At 71.4% G+C, this 22,717-nt stretch carries 18 protein-coding genes and 1 tRNA gene; 10 read left to right on the forward strand and 9 right to left on the reverse strand.

Annotation, left to right across the window (positions count from 1 at the left end; genetic code table 11):
• Positions 1-32: 32 nt before the first annotated feature.
• From OG811_RS09220 to OG811_RS09230, 3 genes are all read left to right on the forward strand, one after another.
• Positions 33-109 (forward strand) — tRNA-Pro (locus OG811_RS09220).
• A 162-nt stretch (positions 110-271) separates the two neighbouring features.
• Positions 272-2,857, forward strand: a complete 2,586-nt coding sequence (locus tag OG811_RS09225) for an ATP-binding protein (protein WP_406073414.1) — start codon at positions 272-274, stop codon at positions 2,855-2,857.
• A gap of 78 nt (positions 2,858-2,935) precedes the next feature.
• Entirely contained in the window at positions 2,936-3,760 is an 825-nt protein-coding gene (locus tag OG811_RS09230; protein ID WP_406073415.1) for a class I SAM-dependent methyltransferase, read from the forward strand.
• Between the two features lie 6 nt (positions 3,761-3,766).
• On the opposite strand, the gene OG811_RS09235 is transcribed toward OG811_RS09230, so the two are convergent.
• A complete protein-coding gene (locus tag OG811_RS09235) occupies positions 3,767-4,240 on the reverse strand; it encodes a hypothetical protein (protein WP_406073417.1) in 474 nt (157 codons plus the stop codon).
• A 150-nt stretch (positions 4,241-4,390) separates the two neighbouring features.
• Here OG811_RS09235 and OG811_RS09240 point away from each other — a divergent pair, with 150 nt between their 5' ends.
• Positions 4,391-5,674, forward strand: coding sequence for an MFS transporter (locus OG811_RS09240; protein WP_406073418.1), 1,284 nt, complete (start codon positions 4,391-4,393; stop codon positions 5,672-5,674).
• A 372-nt stretch (positions 5,675-6,046) separates the two neighbouring features.
• Here the strand turns inward: OG811_RS09240 and OG811_RS09245 are convergent, their stop codons facing one another.
• On the reverse strand, positions 6,047-7,753 hold the full coding sequence (locus tag OG811_RS09245; RefSeq protein WP_406073420.1) for a bifunctional metallophosphatase/5'-nucleotidase: 1,707 nt from the start codon (positions 7,751-7,753) through the stop codon (positions 6,047-6,049).
• A gap of 525 nt (positions 7,754-8,278) precedes the next feature.
• Here OG811_RS09245 and OG811_RS09250 point away from each other — a divergent pair.
• Positions 8,279-9,688, forward strand: coding sequence for a diguanylate cyclase (locus OG811_RS09250; protein WP_406073421.1), 1,410 nt, complete (start codon positions 8,279-8,281; stop codon positions 9,686-9,688).
• An 18-nt stretch (positions 9,689-9,706) separates the two neighbouring features.
• Here the strand turns inward: OG811_RS09250 and OG811_RS09255 are convergent, their stop codons facing one another.
• Complete coding sequence (locus OG811_RS09255; RefSeq protein ID WP_406073423.1) at positions 9,707-10,768, reverse strand: aspartate-semialdehyde dehydrogenase; 1,062 nt, start codon at positions 10,766-10,768, stop codon at positions 9,707-9,709.
• Positions 10,769-10,773: 5 nt separating this feature from the next.
• Positions 10,774-12,039, reverse strand: a complete 1,266-nt coding sequence (locus OG811_RS09260; RefSeq protein ID WP_406073425.1) for an aspartate kinase — start codon at positions 12,037-12,039, stop codon at positions 10,774-10,776.
• A 258-nt stretch (positions 12,040-12,297) separates the two neighbouring features.
• Here OG811_RS09260 and OG811_RS09265 point away from each other — a divergent pair, with 258 nt between their 5' ends.
• The 3 genes from OG811_RS09265 to leuA all read left to right on the forward strand — a co-directional run bounded on the left by OG811_RS09265 (position 12,298) and on the right by leuA (position 15,746).
• Positions 12,298-13,086, forward strand: a complete 789-nt coding sequence (locus tag OG811_RS09265) for a hypothetical protein (protein WP_406073427.1) — start codon at positions 12,298-12,300, stop codon at positions 13,084-13,086.
• Positions 13,087-13,169: 83 nt separating this feature from the next.
• Positions 13,170-13,700: a nitroreductase family protein gene (locus tag OG811_RS09270; RefSeq protein WP_406073428.1), complete on the forward strand. Its 531-nt coding sequence runs from the start codon at positions 13,170-13,172 to the stop codon at positions 13,698-13,700.
• Positions 13,701-13,994: 294 nt separating this feature from the next.
• Entirely contained in the window at positions 13,995-15,746 is a 1,752-nt protein-coding gene (leuA, locus tag OG811_RS09275) for a 2-isopropylmalate synthase (RefSeq protein ID WP_406073430.1), read from the forward strand.
• Between the two features lie 29 nt (positions 15,747-15,775).
• On the opposite strand, the gene OG811_RS09280 is transcribed toward leuA, so the two are convergent.
• On the reverse strand, positions 15,776-17,269 hold the full coding sequence (locus OG811_RS09280; protein ID WP_406073431.1) for an MFS transporter: 1,494 nt from the start codon (positions 17,267-17,269) through the stop codon (positions 15,776-15,778).
• A gap of 107 nt (positions 17,270-17,376) precedes the next feature.
• Here OG811_RS09280 and OG811_RS09285 point away from each other — a divergent pair, with 107 nt between their 5' ends.
• Both OG811_RS09285 and OG811_RS09290 read left to right on the forward strand, forming a co-directional pair.
• A complete protein-coding gene (locus OG811_RS09285; protein WP_406073432.1) occupies positions 17,377-18,033 on the forward strand; it encodes an HNH endonuclease family protein in 657 nt (218 codons plus the stop codon).
• Positions 18,027-18,407: a hypothetical protein gene (locus tag OG811_RS09290; RefSeq protein WP_406075610.1), complete on the forward strand. Its 381-nt coding sequence runs from the start codon at positions 18,027-18,029 to the stop codon at positions 18,405-18,407. Before OG811_RS09285 ends, OG811_RS09290 begins: the two co-directional genes overlap by 7 nt.
• 64 nt (positions 18,408-18,471) lie before the next feature.
• Here the strand turns inward: OG811_RS09290 and OG811_RS09295 are convergent, their stop codons facing one another.
• The 4 genes from OG811_RS09295 to OG811_RS09310 all read right to left on the reverse strand — a co-directional run bounded on the left by OG811_RS09295 (position 18,472) and on the right by OG811_RS09310 (position 22,643).
• Positions 18,472-19,572 (reverse strand): ABC transporter ATP-binding protein, encoded by a 1,101-nt coding sequence (locus tag OG811_RS09295; RefSeq protein ID WP_406073434.1) that lies wholly within the window; start codon positions 19,570-19,572, stop codon positions 18,472-18,474.
• A complete protein-coding gene (locus OG811_RS09300) occupies positions 19,569-20,555 on the reverse strand; it encodes an ABC transporter ATP-binding protein (protein ID WP_406073436.1) in 987 nt (328 codons plus the stop codon). The genes OG811_RS09295 and OG811_RS09300 overlap by 4 nt, the downstream gene beginning before the upstream one ends.
• 55 nt (positions 20,556-20,610) lie before the next feature.
• Positions 20,611-21,570, reverse strand: coding sequence for an ABC transporter permease (locus OG811_RS09305; RefSeq protein WP_406075611.1), 960 nt, complete (start codon positions 21,568-21,570; stop codon positions 20,611-20,613).
• Positions 21,571-21,635: 65 nt separating this feature from the next.
• Positions 21,636-22,643, reverse strand: coding sequence for an ABC transporter permease (locus OG811_RS09310; RefSeq protein ID WP_406073438.1), 1,008 nt, complete (start codon positions 22,641-22,643; stop codon positions 21,636-21,638).
• Between the last annotated feature and the right edge of the window lie 74 nt (positions 22,644-22,717).

The following is a 22,717-nucleotide window of genomic DNA, read 5'->3' on the forward strand; positions in this document are numbered from 1 at the left end:
GGGCGGGTGGGCTACTATTTGTCGGCACGCCTCGGGGTGTGGCGCAGCTTGGTAGCGCGCTTCGTTCGGGACGAAGAGGTCGTCGGTTCGAATCCGGCCACCCCGACCAGAGGCAAGAGGGCACATCCGATCGATGGATGTGCCCTCAAGCGTTTTGCGAACCAGGCGGCGGGCCCGGAGGGACGCCTGAAACCAGGAGTGACCACGTCCGATCTGAACTGCCGGCACGGGTGACGCCGGCCGGGCGCCTCGCTGGTTAGCATCGACCTTGATGGAGCTGCTGGAGCGCGCGGACGCGCTCGCCACCCTGGATGGGCTGCTGGCTTCCCCCGGCGGCGCGATCGCGCTCGTCGCGGGCGAGGCGGGCGCCGGCAAGTCCGCCCTGGTCGGCGCGTTCGCCGCGACGACCAGGGCCAGGGTGCTCTGGGGCAGCTGCGACCCGTTGCTGACACCGCGAGCGCTCGGCCCGCTGCACGATGTCGCCCGCCAGGTGGGTGGGGTGCTCGCGGACCGGTTGGCCGCGCTGCACGCGGTGGCGGAGGCTGAACGCCGAGGTGCCGTGTTCGACGCGCTCCTCGACGAGCTGACCGATACCCGGCCCGGCCGCCGGACGGTGATGGTGGTGGAGGACGCGCACTGGGCGGACGGGGCCACCCTGGACCTGATCGCGTACCTCGGGAGGCGGCTGGGCCGTCACCCGGCGCTGCTCGTGCTGACCCTGCGCGACGACGAGGTCGGGGCGGAGCATCCACTGCACGCCGTGCTCGCTGGCCTGCCCCGTCCGCTGGTCCGCCGACTGCCGCTGCCGGCGTTGTCGACCGACGCCGTCGCGGCGCTGGCCCGCGCCGTCGGCCGCGTTCCGGACGGGTTGTACCAGGCGACCGGCGGCAACCCGCTGCTGGTCACCGAGGTGCTGGCCGCGACCGGGCCGGGCGTGCCGCCGACCGTACGCGATCTGGTGCTGGCCCGGCTGGCCGTGCTGCCGGCACCGGCCCGGGAGGTCGCCGCCCTGGTTTCGGTGGTCCCTTCCCGGGCCGAGCCATATTTGCTGGCCGATCACCCGCCGGCCGCCGTGCAGGAATGCCTGGACCGGGGCGTGCTGGTGTCGGTGGGCAACGCGGTGGCGTTCCGGCATGAGCTGCTGGGTCGGGCGGTACGCGAGTCGCTGTCCCCGGTGCGGCGGGTGGCGCTGCACGCCGCCGTGCTGGCCCGGCTCACACCACGCGCCGACGTGGACGCAGCCCGGCTGGTGCACCACGCGCACCACGCCGACGACCCGGCGGCCGTGCTGCGCTGGGCGCCGGTGGCGGCCGAGCGGGCCAGCCGCGCGGGCGCCCACCGGCAGGCGACGGACCACTACGCCGTCGCGCTTCCGCACGCTGCGGGCCTGCCGGCACCGAGGCGGGCAGAGTTGCTGGAGGCGTACGCGACGGCGGCGTACCTGGCCGGGCTGGCCGCGCAGGCGCTGGACGCCCGCCGGAACGCGCTGGCCCTGCGGGAAGCCGATGGCGACCCGCTGCGGATCGGCGAGAACCTGCGTTGGGTTTCCCGGCTGTGCTGGTGGACCGGGGACAGCCCGGCGGCGCGGACGGCGGGAACCCGCGCGGTGCAGGTGCTGGAGTCTGCTCCTCCCGGTCGGCAGCTGGCGATGGCCTACAGCAACATGTCGCAGCTGCTCATGCTCGCCGACGACAACCACCGGGCCATCGACTGGGGTGACCGGGCCCGGGAGTTGGCCCGACGGCTCGGCGACGTCGAGACCGAGGCGCACGCCCTGGTCAACGTCGGTTCGGCGCGTCTTCAGGGCGGGGACGTCGCCGGCCTCACCGAGCTGGAACGTGGGCACGCCCTGGCCGTCGCACACGACCTCGATGACCATGCGGCACGTGCGTTGGTCAACATGGCCACCATGGCGGTGGAGTGGCACCGGCTCACACCGGCCGCCGAGGCCCTGGACCGGGCGTTGCGGTTCACCACCAGCCGGGACCTCGACGGGTACGCCCGGCACCTGCTGGGCTACCGGGCCCGGTTGCGATTGACGACCGGTGACTGGGCCGGCGCGCGCTCCGACGCCGAGCGGGCGATGGCCGGCGCCGCGCAGCCCGGCGGGAGCCTCGTCCCGGCCCTGGTCGCGCTGGGCCGGCTCGGTGCCCGCCGAGACGAGCCGACCACGCACCTGGACACGGCGGCACGTTGGGCGGTGCAGAGCCGGGAACTCCAGTTCGTGGTGCCGGTCGCGGCGGCGCTGGCGGAACGGCACTGGCTGGCCGGTGAGCCGGGGCCGGCGGTCGCCGAGCTACGGCGTGCGTACCAACTCGCGGTCGAGGCGGGCCAACCCTGGTTCGCCGGGGAGCTGGCGTACTGGCTGTGGCGGATCGGCGAGCCGCCCGGGGACACCGACGCGCTGGCGTCGCCGTACCGGCGGCTGATCGAGGGCGACTGGGCAGGTGCGGCCGACGAGTGGCGGCAACTCGGCTGCGCGTACTCCCGGGTCGAGGCACTGGCCTGCGGCGACGGCCCGGCGGCCGGCGAAGCGCTGCGGATCCTGGACGGTCTGGGTGCGGTGGCCGTGGCCCGACGGGTCCGGGCCGACCTGCGCGGACGTGGCATGGCCCGGGTGCCGAGGGGGCCGCGACCGGCAACGGCCGCGCACCCGACAGGTCTGACCGCGCGGCAACGGGAGGTGCTCGCGCTGCTCGCCGACGGGCTCAGCAACGCCGAGATCGCCGCCCGGCTGTCGCTCTCCACCCGGACCGTTGACCACCACGTGTCGGCGGTGCTGGGCAAGCTCGCGGTGCCCAGCCGGGGCCAGGCGGCCGCGACGGCCCGCCGGCAGGGCCTGGTGCCGCCAACATAGGTGTTTCTACCGATCCCCGAGGGTGCCGCGACACCTAGTGTCGATGGCACAACGAACCGTCCAAAGGGGGAACCACCGATGACCACCACACTCGATCTCAACGCCGTGAAGGCACGCCAGCAGGTGACCTGGGCGAGCGGCGACTACGGCGCGGTCGCCGCGCTCATCCAGCCGATCTCCGAGTTGCTGGTGACCGCGGCCGACCTGTCGGCGGGCGCCCGGGTGCTGGACGTGGCGACCGGCTCCGGCAATGCCGCCATCGCCGCCGCCCGCTGCGGCTGCGTCGTGACCGGCGTCGACTACGTACCCGAGCTGTTGGAACGGGGCCACGCGCGGGCCGCGGCGGAAGGGCTCCCGGTCACGTTCGTGACCGGGGACGCGGAGCGCCTGGCGTACGCCGATGGCTCCTTCGACGCGGTGCTCTCCGTCGTCGGCGTGATGTTCGCGCCGAACCAGGAGCAGGCGGCGGCCGAGCTGGTCCGGGTCTGCCGGCCCGGCGGCACGGTGGCGCTGGCGTCGTGGACGCCGCAGGGGTTCATCGGCGACCTGTTCCGCACGGTGGGGCGGCATGTGCCACCGCCGGCGGGGCTGCGCCCGCCGGTGCAGTGGGGCGACGAGGGCCGGCTCCGCGAGCTGCTCGGCGGGGCCGTGGGCGACCTGCGGGCGGTACGCCGGGAGTTCGTCTTCCGCTTCGGCACACCGGAGGAGTTCACGGACTTCTTCCAGGCCAACTACGGGCCGACGTTGAAGGCGTTCGAGGCGCTACCCGAGGAGCGACGACCGGAGCTGCACGCCGACCTGGTGGAGCTGGCGCGTACGCACAACCGGGCCACCGACGCCACGCTGCGGATCCCGGCGGAGTACCTGGAGGTCGTGGCGCAGCGGATCGCCGAACCGGTCTGACGCGCGTCAGTCCTGTCGTTCGGTGCGCTCGATCTCGGTGAACGCGGCGGCCAGGTAGTCGTCCAGCGGGACGCTGGTCGCCGCCAACAGATCGGCCACGAGCAGCGGGGCGTGCCGGGCCAGGGCCGACGCGTCCGGACGCGACTCGTCGCCCTCGGGGTCGTACACCCCCAGCGCACCGGCCAGCAGGACGAGCACCACGTGCGGGTCCACGTCCGAACGCCACCGCATCGCGCCCTGCACGCAGCGGGTCAACACCTGGCGAATGTCGTCGCCGGTCAGCCCCTCGGGATGGCCCTCCTCCAGCAGCAGCCGGACCACCGCTCCGAGCACCAGGCCGGACCGCTCGTCCGCGGCGAGCCCGCCGACCGCCTCGTCGTACGCCTGACCGTCGCGCGCCTGGGCGGCGGCGACGGCTGCGGTGGCGGTCACCGCGATGGCGCGGGCGGTAGCGGGCAGGTGTCGCCAGGTGCCGGTCATCGGGAGAGCATCGCAGACCCGGCGGACACCGACGGATCCCGATCGAGCCAAGTGGATCATCGTGGGATTGGTCACCCGACGCCCCGGCAAGGGCGGAGCGCGGCCAAAACGGTTCGCGCGATGTCACATCCGACGAACAGAATGCCGGACATGCTGCGTCGTGCCCTGCCCCGCCGTTCGGAAGCTCGCCGGATCCTCCTCGGCACCCTGCTGTCGGCGATCGGGCGCGGCCTGACCCTGCCGTTCCTGTTCATCTACCTGACGGACGTACGCGGGCTCACCGACACCCGCGCCGGGCTCGTGATCGGCTGGTACGGCGCGGTCACCCTGGCTCTGTCGCCGCTGGGCGGGACGCTGATCGACCGGATCGGCGCCCGCCGGGTGGTGGTGCCCTGCCTGCTGATCGAGGCGGTCGGCACCGGCTCTCTCGCGCTGGTCAACTCGACCGGGTCGGCTCTGCTGGTGATGACGGTGATCGCCATCGGCGGCTCGGCGATCTGGTCCGGGCAGAACACGATCCTCGCGTCGTTGACCGACGACAATGAGCGGCAACGCGTCTTCGGGCTGAACTTCGCCCTGCTCAACCTTGGTATCGGCATCGGTGGCATGACCTCCGGCGCGATCGTCGACACCGCCCGGCCCGGCACGTTCCAGGCGATCTACCTGCTGGACGCGGTGACCTACCTGCTGCCGGCGCTGATCCTGCTCACCCTGCCCACCGTGGGCCACCGACTCGGCAACCGTCGAGGTGTCGACGAGCCGTCGCCCGGCGGCTACCTGACCGTGCTCCGCGACCGCCCGTTCCGGCGACTCGTGATCTTCGGACTGGTCCTCACCACCTGCGGGTACGCGCAGATCGAGGTGGGCTTCGCCGCGTACGCGGTGCGGGTGGTCGAGGTGAACCCCCGAGTGGTGGCCTGGGCGCTCGCGGCCAACACCGTGATGATCGTGCTCGCGCAACTGCTGGTGATCGGTCGGATCGAGGGGCGCAGCCGAACCCGGGCGTTGGCCGTGGTGGGGGCGGTGTTCGCCGCCGCCTGGTTGGTCCTCGGCGCGGCTGGCCTGGTCAGCGGTGAAAGCGCCCTGCTGGCCGCCCTGTGCGTGGTGGCCTGCTCGGCGATCTTCGGCTTCGGCGAGACGATGCTGTCGCCGGTGATGCCCGCGCTGACCAACGCGCTGGCCACGGACGAGCTACGCGGCCGGTACAACGCGATGAGTTCGATGATCTTCGGGATCAGCGGTGTGATCGGCCCGGTAACCGCCGGCCCGCTCATCGGCGCCGCCGACGGCAAGGTCTGGGTGGCGACGGTGGTCGGCGGCTGCCTGGTCGCCTCGCTGATCGCGCTCTCCCTGCGCAGGCTGCTCAGTGCCGAACAGGACGGCCGCGCAACACCCGCCCCGGCGTCCCCCGTCCCGGCCCCCACCCTCGCCTAACGTCGCACCGCCCGCCGCCCACTGCCCGCCGCCCACTGCCCGCCGCCCGTCGCCCACTGCCCGTCGCCCGTCGCCCGTCGCCCGTCGCCCACTGCCCACTGCCCGCCGCCCGCCGCCCGCCGCCCGCCGCCCGCAAGATCGTGCTCGATCCTGTATGTAGTGGCCTCGGCCGGCTTCCATGCCACTACATCCTGGTTCGAGCACGATCTTGCGCGGGGGAGGCGCGGGGGCGGACCGATGCGCGGGCGGGCGCGGGGCAGGGCGCGCAGAGTGCGGCGCTAATTGGCGGCCGCGGGTGAGGAACAGCAGTGCCGTGGGACGGGCCGGGCCCCGGAGCAGGTGCTCCGGGGCCCGACGTCGCGGGGCCGGCCGTCAGGCGGCGGGGACCTCGGCGGTGGTGCGGATCCGGTCCAGCGTCGGCGCGGAGACCGGCGACTGGGCGGTCAGGTAGTCCACGAAGGCGTCCAGGTCGATCTGGCCGGTGACCAGGTTCGTTCCGCCGGTGAGGGCGCTGAAGCCGTCACCGCCGCCGGCCAGGAAGTTGTTCACCGTCACCCGGTAGGTGGCGGCGGTGTCGACCGCGGTGCCGCCGAAGGTGAGGCTGCCCCGGACCACGCGGGTGCCGGCGCACGGGTCGGCCACCGTGCCGGTGGTGCCGTTCGGGTCGACCACGTAGCCCACCGTCGCCGACGGGTACAGCGTCCGGTTGGTAATGAACTGCTGCTCCAGGACGCAGTAGAGCTGCGCGCCGGTCAGGTCCAGCGTCACCAGGTTGTTGGCGAACGGCTGCACCGTGAACGCCTCCTCGTAGGTGACCGGGCCGGCGTCGAGGTCGTCTCGAACCCCGCCCGGGTTCATGAACGCGGCGACCGCGCCCTGCTCGTCGTCGGTGGCGGCTAGCTGCGCGTCGGCGATCACGTTGCCCAGCGGGGATTCGCCCAGACTCGTACCGAAGAGGGTTTCCTGGCGGCGGGTGATCGCCTGGGTGGTCTCGCCGACAACACGGTCGGCGACTGGGCCGAGCACCGTCTTGTACCGGTCGATCAGATCGGTCTGCTTCGGGTCCTTGGCCACGTCCCGGGTAACCACGACGTTCTCCGCCGCAGCGGAGATCACGTCGCCGGACCGACGGTCGATCTTGAGGTCGATGTTGGTGATCAGACGACCGAAGGAGCTGGCACTGGTGACCAGCTTGCCGTTGATGTCGCAGTTGTACGCCTGATGGGTGTGCCCGCTGACCACCACGTCGATCGACGGGTCCATCCGGTTGGTGATGTCCACGATGGGCCCGGTCAGGCCGACGCAGTCGTTGATCCCGCCGGTCGCCGCCTGGGTGCCACCCTCGTGCAGCAGAACGACGATCGCCTCGACGCCCTTGCGGCGCAGCTCGCGAGCGTACCGGTTGGCGGTGTCCGCCTCGTCGGCGAAGCTGAGGCCGGCGACGCCCTGCTGGCTGACGATCTGCGGGGTGCCCTCCAGGGTCATCCCGATGAAGCCAATCTTGACGCCCTGCACCTTGTGGATCGCGTACGGTGCCATCAGCGGCTTGCCGGTCGCGGTCTTGAAGGCGTTCGCGGACAGGTACTGGAAGCCGGCGCCCCGGAACGGGGTGCCGTCGGCGCAGCCGTCCACCGGGTGGCAGCCGCCGTTCTGGATCCGCAGCAGCTCGGCGGCGCCCTCGTCGAACTCGTGGTTGCCGACGCTGGCGTAGTCCAGGCCGGCCATGCTCAGGGCCTCGATGGTCGGCTCGTCGTGAAACGCCGCGGAGAGCAGCGGGGACGCGCCGATCAGGTCACCGGCGGCGACCGTGATGGTGTTCTTCTTCTTGGCGGCGGCGCGCAACTCGGCCAGGTGGGCCGCCAGGAACTCGACGCCGCCCGCGGCCTGCCCGGCGATGGTGCCGTTGGACCCGCTCGGCGGTTCGAGGTTGCCGTGGAAGTCGTTGAGGGCCAAAAGGCTGACGTCGACCGGCTTCGGTTGCGCGTCGGCTTGCTCAGGGCTGGTGGTGACAGCACCGAACACGGTCACCGCGAGCGCGGTCAGACCGACAGCGGCCCGACGCATCCCGGATATGGACATGGATCTCCTCGTGAGAGTCGGCGTGTGCGGTGCCCGGCCTCTGGGTCGACCGGGCCGCCGACCGACGCCGTCGGAAGGGTCGATCGTGGATGGCGGCGATTGGGGTGGCCGCCTGCATCGACACCCTCTCATCCGAACGCCGACCGGTCGACCCAGGCAGAGCGGATCATGTCCGCGGCGGCCGGTCCACCGGATCAGCCGGCGGCGATCGTCCCAGTGACCTGGGCCGCGCCGGCCCGGGACGGGAAAGAGCGTGATGACTCTGAGGCATATTTATGCCTGAGGGTCATCACGCTCTCAGTGGTGTTGGGGCCCGGAGGGTCAGGCGGTGACGCGAGGGCGATCTGCCAGCTGGCGTCCGCCGCGCCCCCGGGCACGCGCCCACAGGCTGCGTCCACAGGCTGCGTCCACAGGCTGTGGATAGCACGTGTGTACGAAGCTCGGCCGCCCCGCGCCGCCGTGAGTACGCTTGATCGCGCGGCTCGGCACCGGCCGGCCCCCTCCCCTACCTGGAACGACGTGCGAGTGGATCATCAGCGAGTCATCCGTGACGTCACCGTCCGCCTGCCGATGGCGTCGAGCGCGCCAGAGGCCTGTCGGGCGACGGTCACTGCGCTCTCCCGCCACACCACCGCGACCATCTCCGTCCTGCTCGCGGTCCACGACCGCCTGCGCTGCGTCGCGGCGACCGGGGCCTGGCAGGTCTTCGCCACCGTGCCGGCCCGGACCGGCATCGTCGGCCGGGTGTACGCCACCGGCACCCCCGCCGCCGTACCGGACGTCACCGTCGACCCGGACTACCTACCGGTACGCCCGGACGTGACCGCCGAGCTGTGCGTGCCGGTGCTGGACCCGGCAGGCCGGCCGATCGGCGTGCTCGACCTGCAGTGGAGTGAGCCAACCGACCTGGAGCTGTGGCGGGAGACCGCACAGCGGCTGGCCAACCGGCTCGGCGAGCGGATCGCCGCCCTCGGTGGCCCACCGGCGGAGAGCCGCAGCGAGAAGCTGCTCCGGCACGCCGCCGCACTCTCCGGCGCACCGACCGAGGGAGACGTGCTGAGCGTGGCGGCCTGCGCCGCCCGGGAGGTCTCCGCCCTCTCCACCGCGGTGCTCCTGATCGCCGGCCAGCTCAGCCCCTCCCCGGTGGCGCCAAGCGAGCTGGAGACCCGGATCCGCACCGAGCTGACCGAGGCTGGTCCGGCCGCCCTGGACCGGATGGTCGACCGGGCACACCGGTACGGCGCCGGGTACACGCTGGGCGAGGCGGGGCACCCGCCGACCGAGGACTACCGACCGCTGACCCGGGCGGGGGTGCACACACTTGTCGCCGTTCCGGTGGGGCCGCCGGACGCCAGCGGGGTGCTGCTGGTCGCCGACGAACACGCACTGCGTCCGGACCCGACCACGGTCAGCCTGATGGAACTCCTCGCCGGGCAGGCCTGGACGTGCCTGGACCGGCTGCGCACACTGACCCGGCTGCGCGAGCAGGCGAGCTCCGACCCGCTGACCGGGTTGCGGCACACCGGCCCGTTCGGGCAACGGATCGCCGCGGCCACCCCGGGGCGTACGGCCCTGCTGGCGATCGACGTGGACGGCTTCAAGACCGTCAACGACACGTACGGCCACCAGGCCGGCGACCGGGTGCTGGTCGGGTTGGCCCGGGCGCTGGAGGGGGCGCTACGGCACGGCGACGAGCTGTACCGGATCGGCGGCGACGAGTTCGTCGCGGTGATCGAGGTGAGCCGTCCCGAGGAGGCGGTCCGGATCGCCGAACGGCTGACCGAGGCGGCCCGGCGCATCGGCCGCACGATCAGCGTGGGCGTCGCACTGCCCCGCCCGGGCGAATCACCCGATCGCACCCTCCGGAGAGCCGACCAGGCCCTGTACGCGGTCAAACGCCAGGGCCGGGACGGCGTACACCTCTCCGCCGCCTGACCCCTCGACTCGGGGCGGTCAGGAGCTCTTCAGCTCTTTGGCCAGGAGTTCGGCGATCTGGGCCGTGTTGAGGGCCGCGCCCTTGCGGAGGTTGTCGCCGGTGACGAAGAAGTCGAGGGCGCGGGGGTCGTCCAGGGCGCGGCGGATCCGGCCGACCCAGGACGGGTCGGTGCCGACCGCGTCGATCGGCATCGGGAACTCGCCCGCCGCGGGATCGTCGACAAGAATCACTCCGGGTGCGTTGCGCAGTGCCTCGCGGGCGCCCTCTGCGTCCACCTCGGTCGCGAAGACCGCGTGCACGGCCACCGAGTGGGCGGTGACCACCGGCACTCGGACGCAGGTGGCGGACACCTTGAGGTCGGGCAGGCCGAGGATCTTCCGCGACTCGTTGCGGATCTTCATCTCCTCCGATGACCAGCCCGCGTCTGTCAGGAAGCCGGCCCAGGGCACCACGTTGAGCGCCAGCGGCGCCGGGAACGGGCCCAGGTCGTCGCCGACCGCCTGCCGTACGTCGCCGGTCCGCGAGCCGAGCGCCCGATCGCCGGCGACCTTGGCGAGTTGGTCGTGCAGGATGTCGACGCCGGACTTGCCCGCGCCGGAGACCGCCTGGTAGGAGGCGAGCACCAACTCCCGTAGGCCGTACTCACGGTGCAGCGGCGCGACCGCGACGATCATCGCAAGGGTGGTGCAGTTGGCGTTCGCGATGATGCCCCGGGGCCGGTTGCGGACCTGCTCGGGGTTGATCTCCGGAACGACCAACGGGACGTCCCGGTCCATCCGGAACGCGCCGGAATTGTCGACCGCGATCGCGCCCCGGGCGACGGCGATCGGCGCCCACTCGGCGGAAACCTCGTCGGGCACGTCGAACATCGCCACGTCGACTCCGTCGAACGCCTCGGGAGTCAGCGCCTGGACGACGAGTTCCTCGCCCCGGCAGCGCACCCGGCGCCCTACCGAACGCTCGGAGGCGACCAGCCGGATCTCACCCCAGACGTTGCGGCGCCCGGTGAGCAGCTCACACATCACGGTGCCGACGGCACCGGTTGCTCCGACCACGGCGAGGGTGGGCAGCGCCGTCATCGGCGCTACCTACCCGTCCCCGCGTAGACCACGGCTTCGGCGTCGCCACCCAGGTCGAACGCGTCATGAATGGCGCGGACGGCGGCGTCGAGGTCGGTGTCCCGGCAGACCACGGAGACCCGGATCTCGGAGGTGGAGATCATCTCGATGTTGACCCCGGCCGCTCCGAGCGCGGCGAAGAAGCCGGCGGCCACACCGGGGTGCGAGCGCATGCCGGCGCCGATCAACGAGACCTTGCCAACGTGGTCGTCGTAGAGCAGGCCCTTGAACTTGACCGGCTCCTGAATCTTGCTGAGCGCGGCCATCGCGGTCGGGCCATCGTCCTTGGGCAGGGTGAACGAGATGTCCGTGCGGCCGGTGCCCTCGGTGGAGACGTTCTGCACGATCATGTCGAGGTTGATCTCGGCCCCGGCGACCGTGTCGAAGATCCGCGCGGCGGCACCCGGCTCGTCGGGCACCCCGACGATCGTGATCTTGGCCTCGCTGCGGTCGTGCGCGACCCCGGTGATCAGTGCCTGCTCCACGGAAAGGTCCTCCATCGATCCGGTGACCATCGTGCCGGTGTTGGTCGAGTATGACGAACGGACGTGGATCGGCAACCCCGCCCGCCGGGCGTACTCCACGCTACGCAGGTGCAGCACCTTCGCGCCGCACGCGGCCAGCTCCAGCATCTCCTCGTAGGTGATGTATTTGATGTGCCGGGCATTGGGCACGATCCGCGGGTCGGCGGTGAAGACGCCGTCCACGTCGGTGTAGATCTCACAGACGTCGGCGTGCAGGGCGGCGGCGAGCGCCACGGCGGTGGTGTCCGAACCACCCCGGCCCAGCGTGGTGACGTCCTTGGTGTCCTGCGAGACACCCTGGAAGCCGGCCACGATGACCACCGCCCCCTCGTCGAGCGCGCCCTTGAGCCGCCCGGGGGTGACGTCGATGATCCGTGCGCGGCCGTGCACGGAGGTGGTGATCACGCCGGCCTGCGAGCCGGTGAACGAGCGGGCTTCGTACCCCAGGTTGTGGATGGCCATGGCGAGCAACGCCATGGAGATCCGCTCCCCGGCGGTGAGCAGCATGTCCAGCTCGCGGCCCGGCGGCAGCGGGCTGACCTGGTTGGCCAGGTCGAGCAGCTCGTCGGTGGTGTCCCCCATTGCGGAGACCACCACCACCACGTCGTCGCCGGCCTTGCGGGCGGCGACGATGCGATCGGCCACCCGCTTGATCCGCTCGGCGTTGGCGACGGAGGACCCGCCGTACTTCTGCACCACGAGTGCCACGACGGTGCACTCCCTCCCAGCGACCCTGAGCGTGCCGACGCCGCCGGAACCGGGGCCGGCGGCGCGTGTCAAACCCCTTGAGGGTATCCGGCAGGTAACGATGCCGGGTCAGATGATCCCACCATCCGGCCCACTCGGGGCCGGCCGGGTCGGTCCCACCAGGTCGGGCGGTACGCGGGGACAGCCCCGTCCGACACGCCGGACGAGCCTGGCACGGGGCGGCCCCCACCAACCGCCCGCACCCACCAGAATGGGCCGGTGCCCGTCCTCATCCGCTCTGCCGGCCGCGTACTCGGGCCGCTCGTGTTCGCCCTGCCGGCGCTCCTGGTCGCCTGCACGAGTGAGCAGCCACCGACCCCGCCGCCCGCCGATCCGGGGTCGGTCGAGGTGGACGCCGCGCGGGACGAGCTGGCGGCCCTGGCCGCGGCTGCCCAGGACCGCCACGTGGTGGCGCAGTACGTGTACAGCCGATCGGGTCAACCGGACCGCACCATCGTGTTCACCAGCGCGAACGACGGCAGTTGGCGGGTCGACGTGCCGGGGGGCGCGTTGGGTGGCGCGGCCGACGTCTCGCTGGCCGCCACGACCGACGGGCTGTTCCAGTGCGCCCTGCCGTCGGCTGGCCGTCCGGAGTCGGCGAGCTGCGTACGCCTCGGTGAGCGCGACGACGCGATCCCGCGCCGGTTGGACCCGCGGGTCCAGCATCCGCTCACCGACTGGCTGGACGTTCTCACCGACCGGCGCGCACCGTTGGCGGTGGCCCCGGCCAGCACACCCGAGGGCCTCACCGGCACCTGCTATTCGGTGGATTCCACCTCGGCGTCACTCAACGCTCCGCTGGATGTGGGCATCTACTGCTACGACCAGGACGGCACGCCGACCGGCGTCCGCACCGGGGTCGGGACTCTGCGACTGGCCGCACCACCCGGCCCGGCACCGGCCACCGTGCAACTGGCCGGCCCGGTGGTGGTCGACCGGGACCCGCTCGACACGGCGGCGCCACCGACCCCTGACTCGTCGGACAGCCCGAGCGCGGGAACGCCCTGATCTTCGTCCCGTTACGGGTGCTCTTGCCCACATTCAAGCACCCCGGACAAGAGGGCGAATTACCCATACAGGACGATCCTTCTATGGCCGATCTCACTCCGTTACTCGCCTTCCGCTGGAGCCCTCGGGCCTTCGACCCGAGCGCCGAGCTGACCCCGGACGAGGCGGCCTCGCTGCTGGAGGCCGCACGCTGGGCACCTTCGGCGGAGAACAGGCAGCCCTGGCGGTTCGCCCTCGGCCACCGGGACGACGAGAACTGGAAGCGGATCCTGATCAGCCTCCCGGACTGCGACCAGGGTTGGGTCCGACACGCGGCAACACTGGTGGTCGGCGCACACACCGGCGGCGATGCCGAGCGGACCGCGTACGACCTTGGTCAGGCGATGGCTCACCTGACCATGCAGGCCACCGCGCTCGGCCTGCACGTGCGCCAGCTCACCCGCTTCGACCAGACCGGACTCGCCACCGAACTCGACCTGCCCGGCGGCGTCCGCCCGCTGGTGGTCGCCGCCGTCGGCCGGCTCGGAGACCCGTTCGCTCTCCCGGCCGAGCTGCGCGCCCGGGAAACCGGCCTGCGTCACCGCCGCCCGGTCGCCGACCTGCTGCTCCGCTGATCGACCTCGGCACCCCCGACACGAGGCACGGAGCGGACCATGACGCCGGTCCCATAGTCCGGACCTACCTTCCCACCCTCCGTTTCATCACGTAGGGTGACCTGGTCATGTGGCGGGCGTTTCTTCTCCTTAGCAGCCGCGACGAGGCCTGACCGGCCGGCACCTCGTCGCGGAGTTGCATCGCGCCGTCCAGCACATCCGAGTTTCTTCTCGGCACCGCCGCGCACTGTCGCCCGGCATCTCGCCGACACCTTCCGATCTGCTGACGCCACATGTTCCAGGGAGCACTCTGAGATGGCTCAACCTGTCACCGACGCTGAGACCGATCCGATCGCCCGGCAGCGCCCCAGCCGGATGCCCTACCACCGCTACGAGCCGTATCGGGAGCAGTTCCGGGTGGACCTGCCCGACCGCGCCTGGCCGACCCGGCACGTCGAGGCCGCCCCACGCTGGTGCGCGGTGGATCTCCGCGACGGCAACCAGGCGCTGATCGACCCGATGTCGCCCGAGCGCAAGCGCCGGATGTTCCAGCTGCTGGTCCAGATGGGCTACAAGGAGATCGAGGTCGGCTTCCCGTCGGCCAGCCAGACCGACTTCGACTTTGTCCGGCAGCTCATCGAACAGGACATGATCCCGGACGACGTCACCATCCAGGTGCTCACGCAGTGCCGGGAGCACCTGATCGAGCGGACGTTCGAGTCGCTGCGCGGCGCCAAGCGCGCGATCGTGCACTTCTACAACTCGACCTCCACCCTCCAGCGCCGGGTGGTCTTCGGCCTGGACAAGGACGGCATCGCCGACATCGCCACCACCGGGGCGCGGCTGTGCCAGAAGTACGCCGAGATCCACACCCCGGACACGGACATCTTCTACGAGTACTCGCCGGAGTCCTACACGGGCACGGAGCTGGAGTACGCGCTGGAGGTCTGCTCCCGGGTGATCGACGTGATCGACCCGACGCCCGACCGGCCGCTGATCATCAACCTGCCGGCCACCGTCGAGATGGCCACGCCCAACGTGTACGCCGACTCGATCGAGTGGATGCACCGGCACCTGCCGCGCCGGGACAGCGTGATCCTGAGCCTGCACCCGCACAACGACCGGGGCACCGGAGTGGCCGCCGCCGAGCTGGGCCTGCTCGCCGGCGCGGACCGCATCGAGGGCTGCCTGTTCGGCAACGGCGAGCGCACCGGCAACGTGGACCTGGTGACGCTGGGGCTCAACATCTTCTCCCAGGGCATCGACCCGATGATCGACTTCTCGAACATCGACGAGGTTCGGCGGGCCGTCGAATACTGCAACCAACTGCCGGTGCACGAGCGCCACCCGTACGCGGGCGACCTCGTCTACACCGCCTTCTCCGGCTCCCACCAGGACGCCATCAAGAAGGGCTTCGACGCCCTCGCCGCCGACGCGAAGGCGGCCGGCGTACCGGTGGACGAGCACACCTGGGCGGTCCCCTACCTGCCGATCGACCCGAAGGACCTGGGCCGCACCTACGAGGCGGTCATCCGGGTCAACTCGCAGTCCGGCAAGGGCGGCGTCGCGTACATCATGAAGAGCGAGCACCAACTGGACCTGCCTCGCCGGCTCCAGATCGAGTTCTCCGGGGTCGTGCAGCAGGTCACCGATCACGACGGCGGCGAGGTCGACCCCGGCGCGATGTGGGAGATCTTCGCGACGCACTACCTGCTCGACCACCAGCCCGACCCGGCGGTCCGGCTGGCCAGCTACACGATCGGCACCACCGACGGCAAGGTCGAGATCGAGGCCCAGGTCGGCGTGGGCGCCGAGCAGCGCTCACTCACCGCGGTCGGCAACGGCCCGATCGACGCGTACGTCAACGCGCTCCAGTCGGTCGGGGTGGGCGTGCGGGTGCTCGACTACCACGAGCACGCGCTCTCCTCCGGCGGGGACGCGCAGGCAGCCGCGTACGTGGAGTGCGAGGTCGACGGTCGGACGGTCTGGGGTGTCGGCACCGACGCCAACATCGTCACCGCCTCGATCAAGGCGGTAACCAGCGCCGTGAACCGCGCTCGAAGCTGACCGTTCCGGCACACCTCCGAGGTAGTCCCCTACCTCGGAGGTGTGGCGGCGGGCATCGAGTGGCAGGGCTGTGACGGCGGGGCCTTTCGGGGCGGACGGCGGACCAGCACGAGGGCCAGCACCGCGCCGGCCACGAGCAGCCCGGCACACCACTCCATCGCGCCCCGGAACGCGTTCGTCAGCTCGGCCTTCTGCTCGTACCCGCCGCCGGAGAGGCCGACCAGCAGCGGCAGCGCCGCCACCGCGAGCAGACCACCGGCCCGGGACGCGGCGTTGTTGAAGCCACTGGCCACTCCGGAGAACCGGTCCTGCACCGCGGCCAACACCGACGCGGTCAGCGGCGCCACGACCAGGGTCAGCCCGATGCCGAAGAGCAGCACCCCGGGCAGCACGTCCGTCCAGTACGACGCGCCCGGCCCGACGCCGCGCAGCAGCAACAGGCCGATCGCGGCCACCACCGGCCCGACGGTCAACGGCAGCCGCGGGCCGATCCGTGCCGACAACGCTCCCGCTCGGGCCGATCCGACCAACAGCAGCAGGGTCATCGGCAGCAGCGCGATGCCGGTGCGGAAGGCCGACCACTCGACCACGTTCTGCAGGTAGACGGCGAAGAAGAAGGTGAAGCCGCCGAGCGCCGCGTAGACGACCACGGTGAAGATGTTCAGCACCGAGAAGAGCCGGCTGGTGAACAGCCCGGTGGGCAGCATCGCCGCGTCGCCGCGCCGCCGTTCCAGCAGGACAAAGGACACTGCGGAGAGCGCCCCGACCAGCGCCGCGATCAGCACCGGCGCCGAGTCGTAGCCGCGGGCCGGGGCGTCGATCAGGGCGTACGTGACGCCGGCGAGCGCCAGCGCGCCCAGCAGGGCACCTCCGACGTCGAACCGCCGTCGGGTCCGCCCCGGGCCTTCGGTCCGGGACGCGCTCTCGTCCCGGCTCTCCGGGACCCAGTGCATCGTGGCCAGCACCACCAGCACGGCGATCGGCAGGTTGAGGAAGAAGATCCAGCGCCAGGACAGCGCGTCGATCAGCCAGCCCCCGATGAACGGGCCCAGCGCGGTGGACACCCCGGACAGCCCGGCCCAGGCGCCGATCGCCCGACCCCGGTCGTCCGGGTGGAAGCTGGCCTGGAGCACCGACAGCGACCCGGGCGTGAGCAACGCACCACCGGCGCCCTGGAGGAACCGGGCCGCGATCAGCCAACCGGTGCCCTGGGCCAGCCCGCAGAGCACGGAGGCGGTGGTGAACCAGACCACGCCGATGAGGAAGACGCGTCGTCGACCGAAGCGGTCCCCGAGTGCGCCGCCGAGCAGCACGAACGCCGCCAGCATCAGCAGGTAGCCGTTGATGGTCCACTGGAGATCGGCCACATTGGCGCCGAGATCCTCGCCCAGTTTCGGCAGCGCCACGTTGACGACCGTGCTGTCGAGGAAGACCATGCCAGAGGCGAGTACGGCGGCGAGCAGCGTTCCCCGGCCGGCGGCGGTGCCTATCCGGAGGGCGGGCGCCGGTACGGGTGCGGTCATCCCACCAATCTGCCTCGCGTCATGTGGGAGATGCCACGAAACGCCGAAACCATTCCCGGGTACTGTGCGCAATCGCCGGGAGACCGCAAGCTGGAGAGGTGTCGTCTGTGCGTACCACATCAGGACCGCGAGTGGCGGTGGCCGCGCTCGCCGCGGCGCTGACGCTCGGCGTTGCCGGTTGCGTCCCGCAGGATGAGCCGGAGGCGTCGCCGTCGGGTGGCGGCGGCAACGCCGTGGAGCAGCTCGGCCAGCTCACCGTCGCCACCGCCGGCTCGATGAAGGGCTACAGCCGCAACCACTTCCCGCACTGGCGGGGCACCGGCAAGAACTGCGACGTGCGGGACAGCATCCTCCAGCGCGACGGCAAGGACGTGAAGCTCTCCGGCTGCAACGTGGTCGGCGGGCGCTGGGAGAGCGTGTACGACGGCCGCAGCGCCGCCGATCCCTCCCAGGTGGACATCGACCACATGGTGCCATTGGCCAACGCGTGGCGCTCGGGTGCCGACGAGTGGGACGACGCGAAGCGCGGCGACTTCGCCAACGACACCACCCGTCCGCAGCTCCTCGCGGTTTCCGCGTCCTCGAACCGGTCAAAGGGTGACCAGGACCCGTCGCAGTGGAAGCCGGCCAACCGGTCGTACTGGTGCAAGTACGCTGAAAGCTGGGTAACGGTCAAGCACTACTGGCGGCTAACGGTGACCAGCGCCGAGAAGGCTGCCCTGACCGACATGTTGGGGGGCTGCACAGTGGGGAGCGCATCGTGACGGCCGCCGAGCAGAACGCTGGCACCGGCCCGGCCGCCGCCGGCATGACCGCGGACGGCAACGCCGAGGCGCCCGCCGCTGTGCCGGGTGCCGGCATGGTCGCGGATTCGGGCGGGGCGGCTGGCCCGCAGAGCCGCACCGCCGACATCGTGCCCGGCCCCGGCGGGGTGATGACCGACGAGGTCGGCGTCGTCACCGGCGACCTGACCCTGCGCACCGAGTACGCGGATGGCAAGGTCACCCTGCGGGTGCAGTACAAGGACGCGGACGAGTGGTACGTGGTGACCGGCGCGTCGGTCGCGCTGGCCGACCCGGCCGGGCTGGACGCGGTGCACGGCGTCGCGGTGGGCCTGCTGCACCGCCCCGAGGGCTGACCCGCACGCCGGAGCCCGTCGAGCGGTCAGGGACCGTCCTGTGGCAGGACGGCCCCTGATGACGTCACGGGGTCGGGATCAACTCTCCCGGCGGGTCGAGCGGGCCGGTGCCCTCGGTCGGGCGGACCAGCTCCACCTCAACCTCGTGCGGCCGGATCCGGCCGGCGGCGATGTCCTCGGCGAAGTGGCAGGCGACCCGGTGCCCGCCGACCACGTCGCGTAGCGCCGGCCGCTCGTCCGCGCAGCGGGTCTCCTGCGCCCACGGGCACCGGGTGTGGAAGCGGCAGCCCGACGGCGGGTTGGTCGGCGAGGGCAGGTCGCCAGCGAGCAGGATCCGCTCCCGGCGGTCCTCCACCAGCGGGTCCGGCACCGGCACCGCGGACATCAACGCCCGGGTGTACGGGTGCATCGGCTCGCGGTACAGGTCGTCGCTGGACGCCTCCTCGACCAGCCCACCGAGGTACATGACACCCACCGTGTCGGCGATGTGCCGGACCACCGCCAGGTCGTGGGCGATGATCAGGTACGTCAGGCCGCGCTCGTTCTGCAGGTCCTCCAGGAGGTTGAGCACCTGAGCCTGGATCGACACGTCCAGCGCGGAGACCGGCTCGTCGGCGACGATCAGCTCTGGATTGAGCACCAGTGCCCGGGCGATGCCGATCCGCTGACGCTGGCCGCCGGAGAACTCGTGCGGGTATTTGCCAAGCGCCGACGAGGGCAGGCCGACCGCCTCCAGCGTGTCGCGCAGCCGCCGGCTCGTCTCGGCCTTGTCGTCGGCAAGCCCGTGGGCCTTGAGCCCCTCCACCAGCAGCGACTCCACCGACTGTCTGGGGTCGAGGCTGGAGAGCGGATCCTGGAAGATCATCTGCATCCGGCGGCGGGCCTGCCGCATCGCCTCGCCCTTGAGCGAGCGGACGTCGATGCCGTCGAAGATGATTTCGCCGTCGGTGGGTTCGACCAACCGCAGCAGGCCACGGCCCAGCGTCGACTTGCCGCAGCCCGACTCGCCGACCAGGCCGTACGTCTCGCCCTTTCGGATGCTCAGCGACACGCCGTCCACCGCGTAGACGTACCCGACGGTGCGGTCGAAGAGCAGGCCACTCTTGATCGGGAAGTGGACCTTGATGTCGCGCAGTTCGACCAGAGGTCCGGTCTGTTCGGTCATCGGACCGCCACCTCCTCGGGGACGGGGTTGTTGCAGCGGAGGTCGCCGCCGGTAGCGGTGGGTTCGAACGGCGGGGGCCCTTCGAGGCAGGCGTCCACGACGTTGTCGCAGCGCGGCGCGAACGCGCACCCCTCGACCCACGGGATGTTGTCGGAGACCGACCCACGGATCGCGTGCAGCCGCTCACCCCGTGGCGAGTCGAGCCGAGGCACCGAGTTGAGCAGCCCGTGCGTGTACGGGTGCCGGGCGTGCGCGAACAGGTCGTGCCGTCGCGCCCGCTCGACCACCTTGCCGCCGTAGAGCACGTTGACCGTGTCGCAGAGCCCGGCCACCACACCCAGATCGTGCGTGATCATGACGAGCGCGGTGCCGGTCTCGTCCACCAACTGCTTGAGCAGAGCGAGGATCTGCGCCTGGATGGTCACGTCGAGCGCGGTGGTCGGCTCGTCGGCGATCAGCAGCCGGGGCTTGCACGCCAGCGCGATGGCGATCAGCGCGCGCTGGCGCATTCCGCCCGAGATCTGGTGCGGATACTCCGTGAGCCGCCGCTGCGGGTCGGGAATCCCGACGGCGTCGAGCAGCTCCCGCGCCTCCCGCAGCGCCTGCTTACGGTCCCGGCCCTGGTGGCGCTCCAGCACCTCGGCAACCTGGATCCCGATCGGAATGACCGGATTCAGTGAGGAGAGCGGGTCCTGGAAGATCATGCTGATCTCTCGACCGCGCCGATCGCGCATGTCGTCCGGCCGCAGCTTCAGCAGGTCGGCGCCCTCGAAGAGCACCTCCCCGGTGACCTTGTTGCCCCGCTTCGGCAGCAGGCCCATGATGGCCAGGCTGGTCACGCTCTTGCCGCAGCCGGACTCGCCGACCAGGCCGACCGTCTGCCCCGGCTCCACCGTGAAGCTGACCTTGTCCACGGCGGTGAAGGGCCGCTCGCCGCGTCGCTGGAAAACCACGTTCAGGTCACGGACGTCGAGCAGGCTCATCGCGTCACTTCCTCTCGCCGACGGGTGCCGGCCGTGCTGGTTGCGCGCACCGTCGTCACCGCCGGTTCTTCGGGTCGATCGCCTCGCGCATCGCCTCACCGAGCAGGGTGAAGCCGAGCGCGACCACGATGATCGCGAGCGCCGGGTAGTACGCCAACTCCGGGCGGACCTCGAAATAGCGCTGACCGTCCACACCGAGCATCAGGCCCCACTCGGCCCGGTTGATGTCCGGGTCACCGAGGCCCAGGAAGGAGAGCGCCGCAGCGTCCAGGATGGCCACCGCGAAGGTCAGGGTGGCCTGCACGATCACCGCGGTCAGCGAATTGGGCAGCATGTGCCGCAGCACGATGTTGCGCTCCTTCACGCCGAGCGCGCGGGCGGCGAGCACATGGTCGCTCTCACGCTGGGCCAGCATCGAGCCGCGCAGCAACCGGGCGAAGATTGGCACGCTCACGATGGCCACCGCGAAGATGACCGTCCACTGGCTCGACCGGCTGGCCATCGCGACCAGGGTGATCGCGAGCAGCAGGCTCGGCAGGGCCAGCATCACGTCGGTGAGGCGCATCAGAACCACGTCGACCCAGCCGCCGAAGGCACCGGCGATCGCGCCGATCAGCACGCCGAGCGCGAGACCGATGAGGGTGGCGAGCACGCCCACGAAGAGCGTCTGCCGGGCACCGTAGATCATGCGGGACAGGAAGTCCCGGCCGAGCGGATCGGAGCCGAACGGGAACTCGCTGCTGGCACCCGGGATGGTGTCGACGGTGAGGTTCTTTGTCAGCTCGTCGAAGCGCTGCGCCGGATCGTGTGGCGCGATCAGCGGAGCGAAGATCGCCACCAGGACGAACAGCCCCACGATGCCGGCCCCGACGATGGCGACCGGGTTGCGCCGCAGCCGGCGCACCGCGTCCCGGACGAGGCTCACCCCGCCGCGGTCGGCCGCACTCGCCTGTGCCAGCTCGTCCAGCCGTGCCCTCTTGCGGTCGCCGAGCAGGCCGATGCTGCGCTCGCTCATACCGGGGCGTGGTGTGTCGTCCCCGGGGCGTGGGGCCGGCGTGCCGGCCTGGGTGATCGGGTCACTCATCGCACACGCACCCTCGGGTCGATGAAGGCGTAGGAGAGGTCGACCAGCAGGTTGACCACCACGAAGACCAGTGCGGCGAGCAGGATGATCGCCTGGAGCACCGGGTAGTCCCTACCGCCGCTGATCGAGTCGGTGATCAGGGTGCCGATGCCGCCCCAGTTGTAGACCTTCTCGGTGAGCACCGCACCGGAGAGCAGCGCGCCGGTCTGCAACCCGATCGTGGTGACCACGGGCAACAGCGCGTTGCGCAAGATGTGCCGGCCGCGGATGGTGCGGTGCCGCAGGCCTTTCGCCTCGGCGGTCCGCACGTAATCCTCATTGAGCACGTCGAGCACGCTGGCCCGGGTGATCCGCACGATCACCGCCAGGGGGATGGTTGCCAGCGTGATCGCCGGCAGGATCAGGTGCCACAGCGCGTCAGCGCTGGCGTCGAGCTCCCGGGTGAGCAGGCCGTCGAGCACGAAAAAACCGGTGACGTTGGTGTTGTCCAGACCGGTCGTGAGCCGCCCGGACGGCGGGAACCAGTGGATGTTCTGCGTGAAGACGTCCTTGAGCAGGTAGCCCAGGAAGAAGATCGGAATCGAGATGCCGAGCAGGGTGCCGACGATGGTGAGATTGTCCAGGGACCGTCCACGCCAGCGGGCGGCGAGGTAGCCGAGCGGCACCCCGAGGCCGACCGCGATGATCAGCGCGGCGAGGGCCAGCTCGATGGTGGCCGGGAAGGCGCGGCTGATGACCTCGGTGACCGGATCACCGGTCCGGATCGAGTTGCCGAAGTCGCCGGTCAGCACTCGCTGCATGAACTTGCCGTACTGCACCAGGATCGGCTGGTCGTAGCCGAGCGCCTTGGTCAGCAGGACGCGGCGCTCGGGCGTGGCCCGCTCGCCGAGCATCGCTTCGACCGGGCCGCCGGGCAGGTTCCGCAACCAGATGAAGATCAGCGCCGACAGCGCTATCAGGGTCACCACCAACTGGAGCAGGCGGCGGACTATGACTCGCAACATCTCTCACACACCAGACTCTCGATGGTCGCGGAATCGGCCCGGGCCGGGAGGAGCCCCGGACCCGGGCCGATCAC

The sequence above is a fragment of the Micromonospora sp. NBC_01638 genome, assembly GCF_045209745.1.
Taxonomy (GTDB): Bacteria; Actinomycetota; Actinomycetes; order Mycobacteriales; family Micromonosporaceae; genus Micromonospora.

Excerpts from the sequence above, each read along its gene's own strand:
- OG811_RS09225 (WP_406073414.1), top strand. The coding sequence starts at position 272 with ATGGAGCTGCTGGAGCGCGCGGACGCGCTCGCCACCCTGGATGGGCTG.
- OG811_RS09230 (WP_406073415.1), top strand. The coding sequence starts at position 2,936 with ATGACCACCACACTCGATCTCAACGCCGTGAAGGCACGCCAGCAGGTG.
- OG811_RS09235 (WP_406073417.1), bottom strand. The coding sequence starts at position 4,240 with ATGACCGGCACCTGGCGACACCTGCCCGCTACCGCCCGCGCCATCGCG.
- OG811_RS09240 (WP_406073418.1), top strand. The coding sequence starts at position 4,391 with ATGCTGCGTCGTGCCCTGCCCCGCCGTTCGGAAGCTCGCCGGATCCTC.
- OG811_RS09245 (WP_406073420.1), bottom strand. The coding sequence starts at position 7,753 with ATGTCCATATCCGGGATGCGTCGGGCCGCTGTCGGTCTGACCGCGCTC.
- OG811_RS09255 (WP_406073423.1), bottom strand. The coding sequence starts at position 10,768 with ATGACGGCGCTGCCCACCCTCGCCGTGGTCGGAGCAACCGGTGCCGTC.
- OG811_RS09270 (WP_406073428.1), top strand. The coding sequence starts at position 13,170 with ATGGCCGATCTCACTCCGTTACTCGCCTTCCGCTGGAGCCCTCGGGCC.
- leuA (WP_406073430.1), top strand. The coding sequence starts at position 13,995 with ATGGCTCAACCTGTCACCGACGCTGAGACCGATCCGATCGCCCGGCAG.
- OG811_RS09280 (WP_406073431.1), bottom strand. The coding sequence starts at position 17,269 with ATGACCGCACCCGTACCGGCGCCCGCCCTCCGGATAGGCACCGCCGCC.
- OG811_RS09295 (WP_406073434.1), bottom strand. The coding sequence starts at position 19,572 with ATGACCGAACAGACCGGACCTCTGGTCGAACTGCGCGACATCAAGGTC.
- OG811_RS09300 (WP_406073436.1), bottom strand. The coding sequence starts at position 20,555 with ATGAGCCTGCTCGACGTCCGTGACCTGAACGTGGTTTTCCAGCGACGC.
- OG811_RS09305 (WP_406075611.1), bottom strand. The coding sequence starts at position 21,570 with ATGAGCGAGCGCAGCATCGGCCTGCTCGGCGACCGCAAGAGGGCACGG.
- OG811_RS09310 (WP_406073438.1), bottom strand. The coding sequence starts at position 22,643 with ATGTTGCGAGTCATAGTCCGCCGCCTGCTCCAGTTGGTGGTGACCCTG.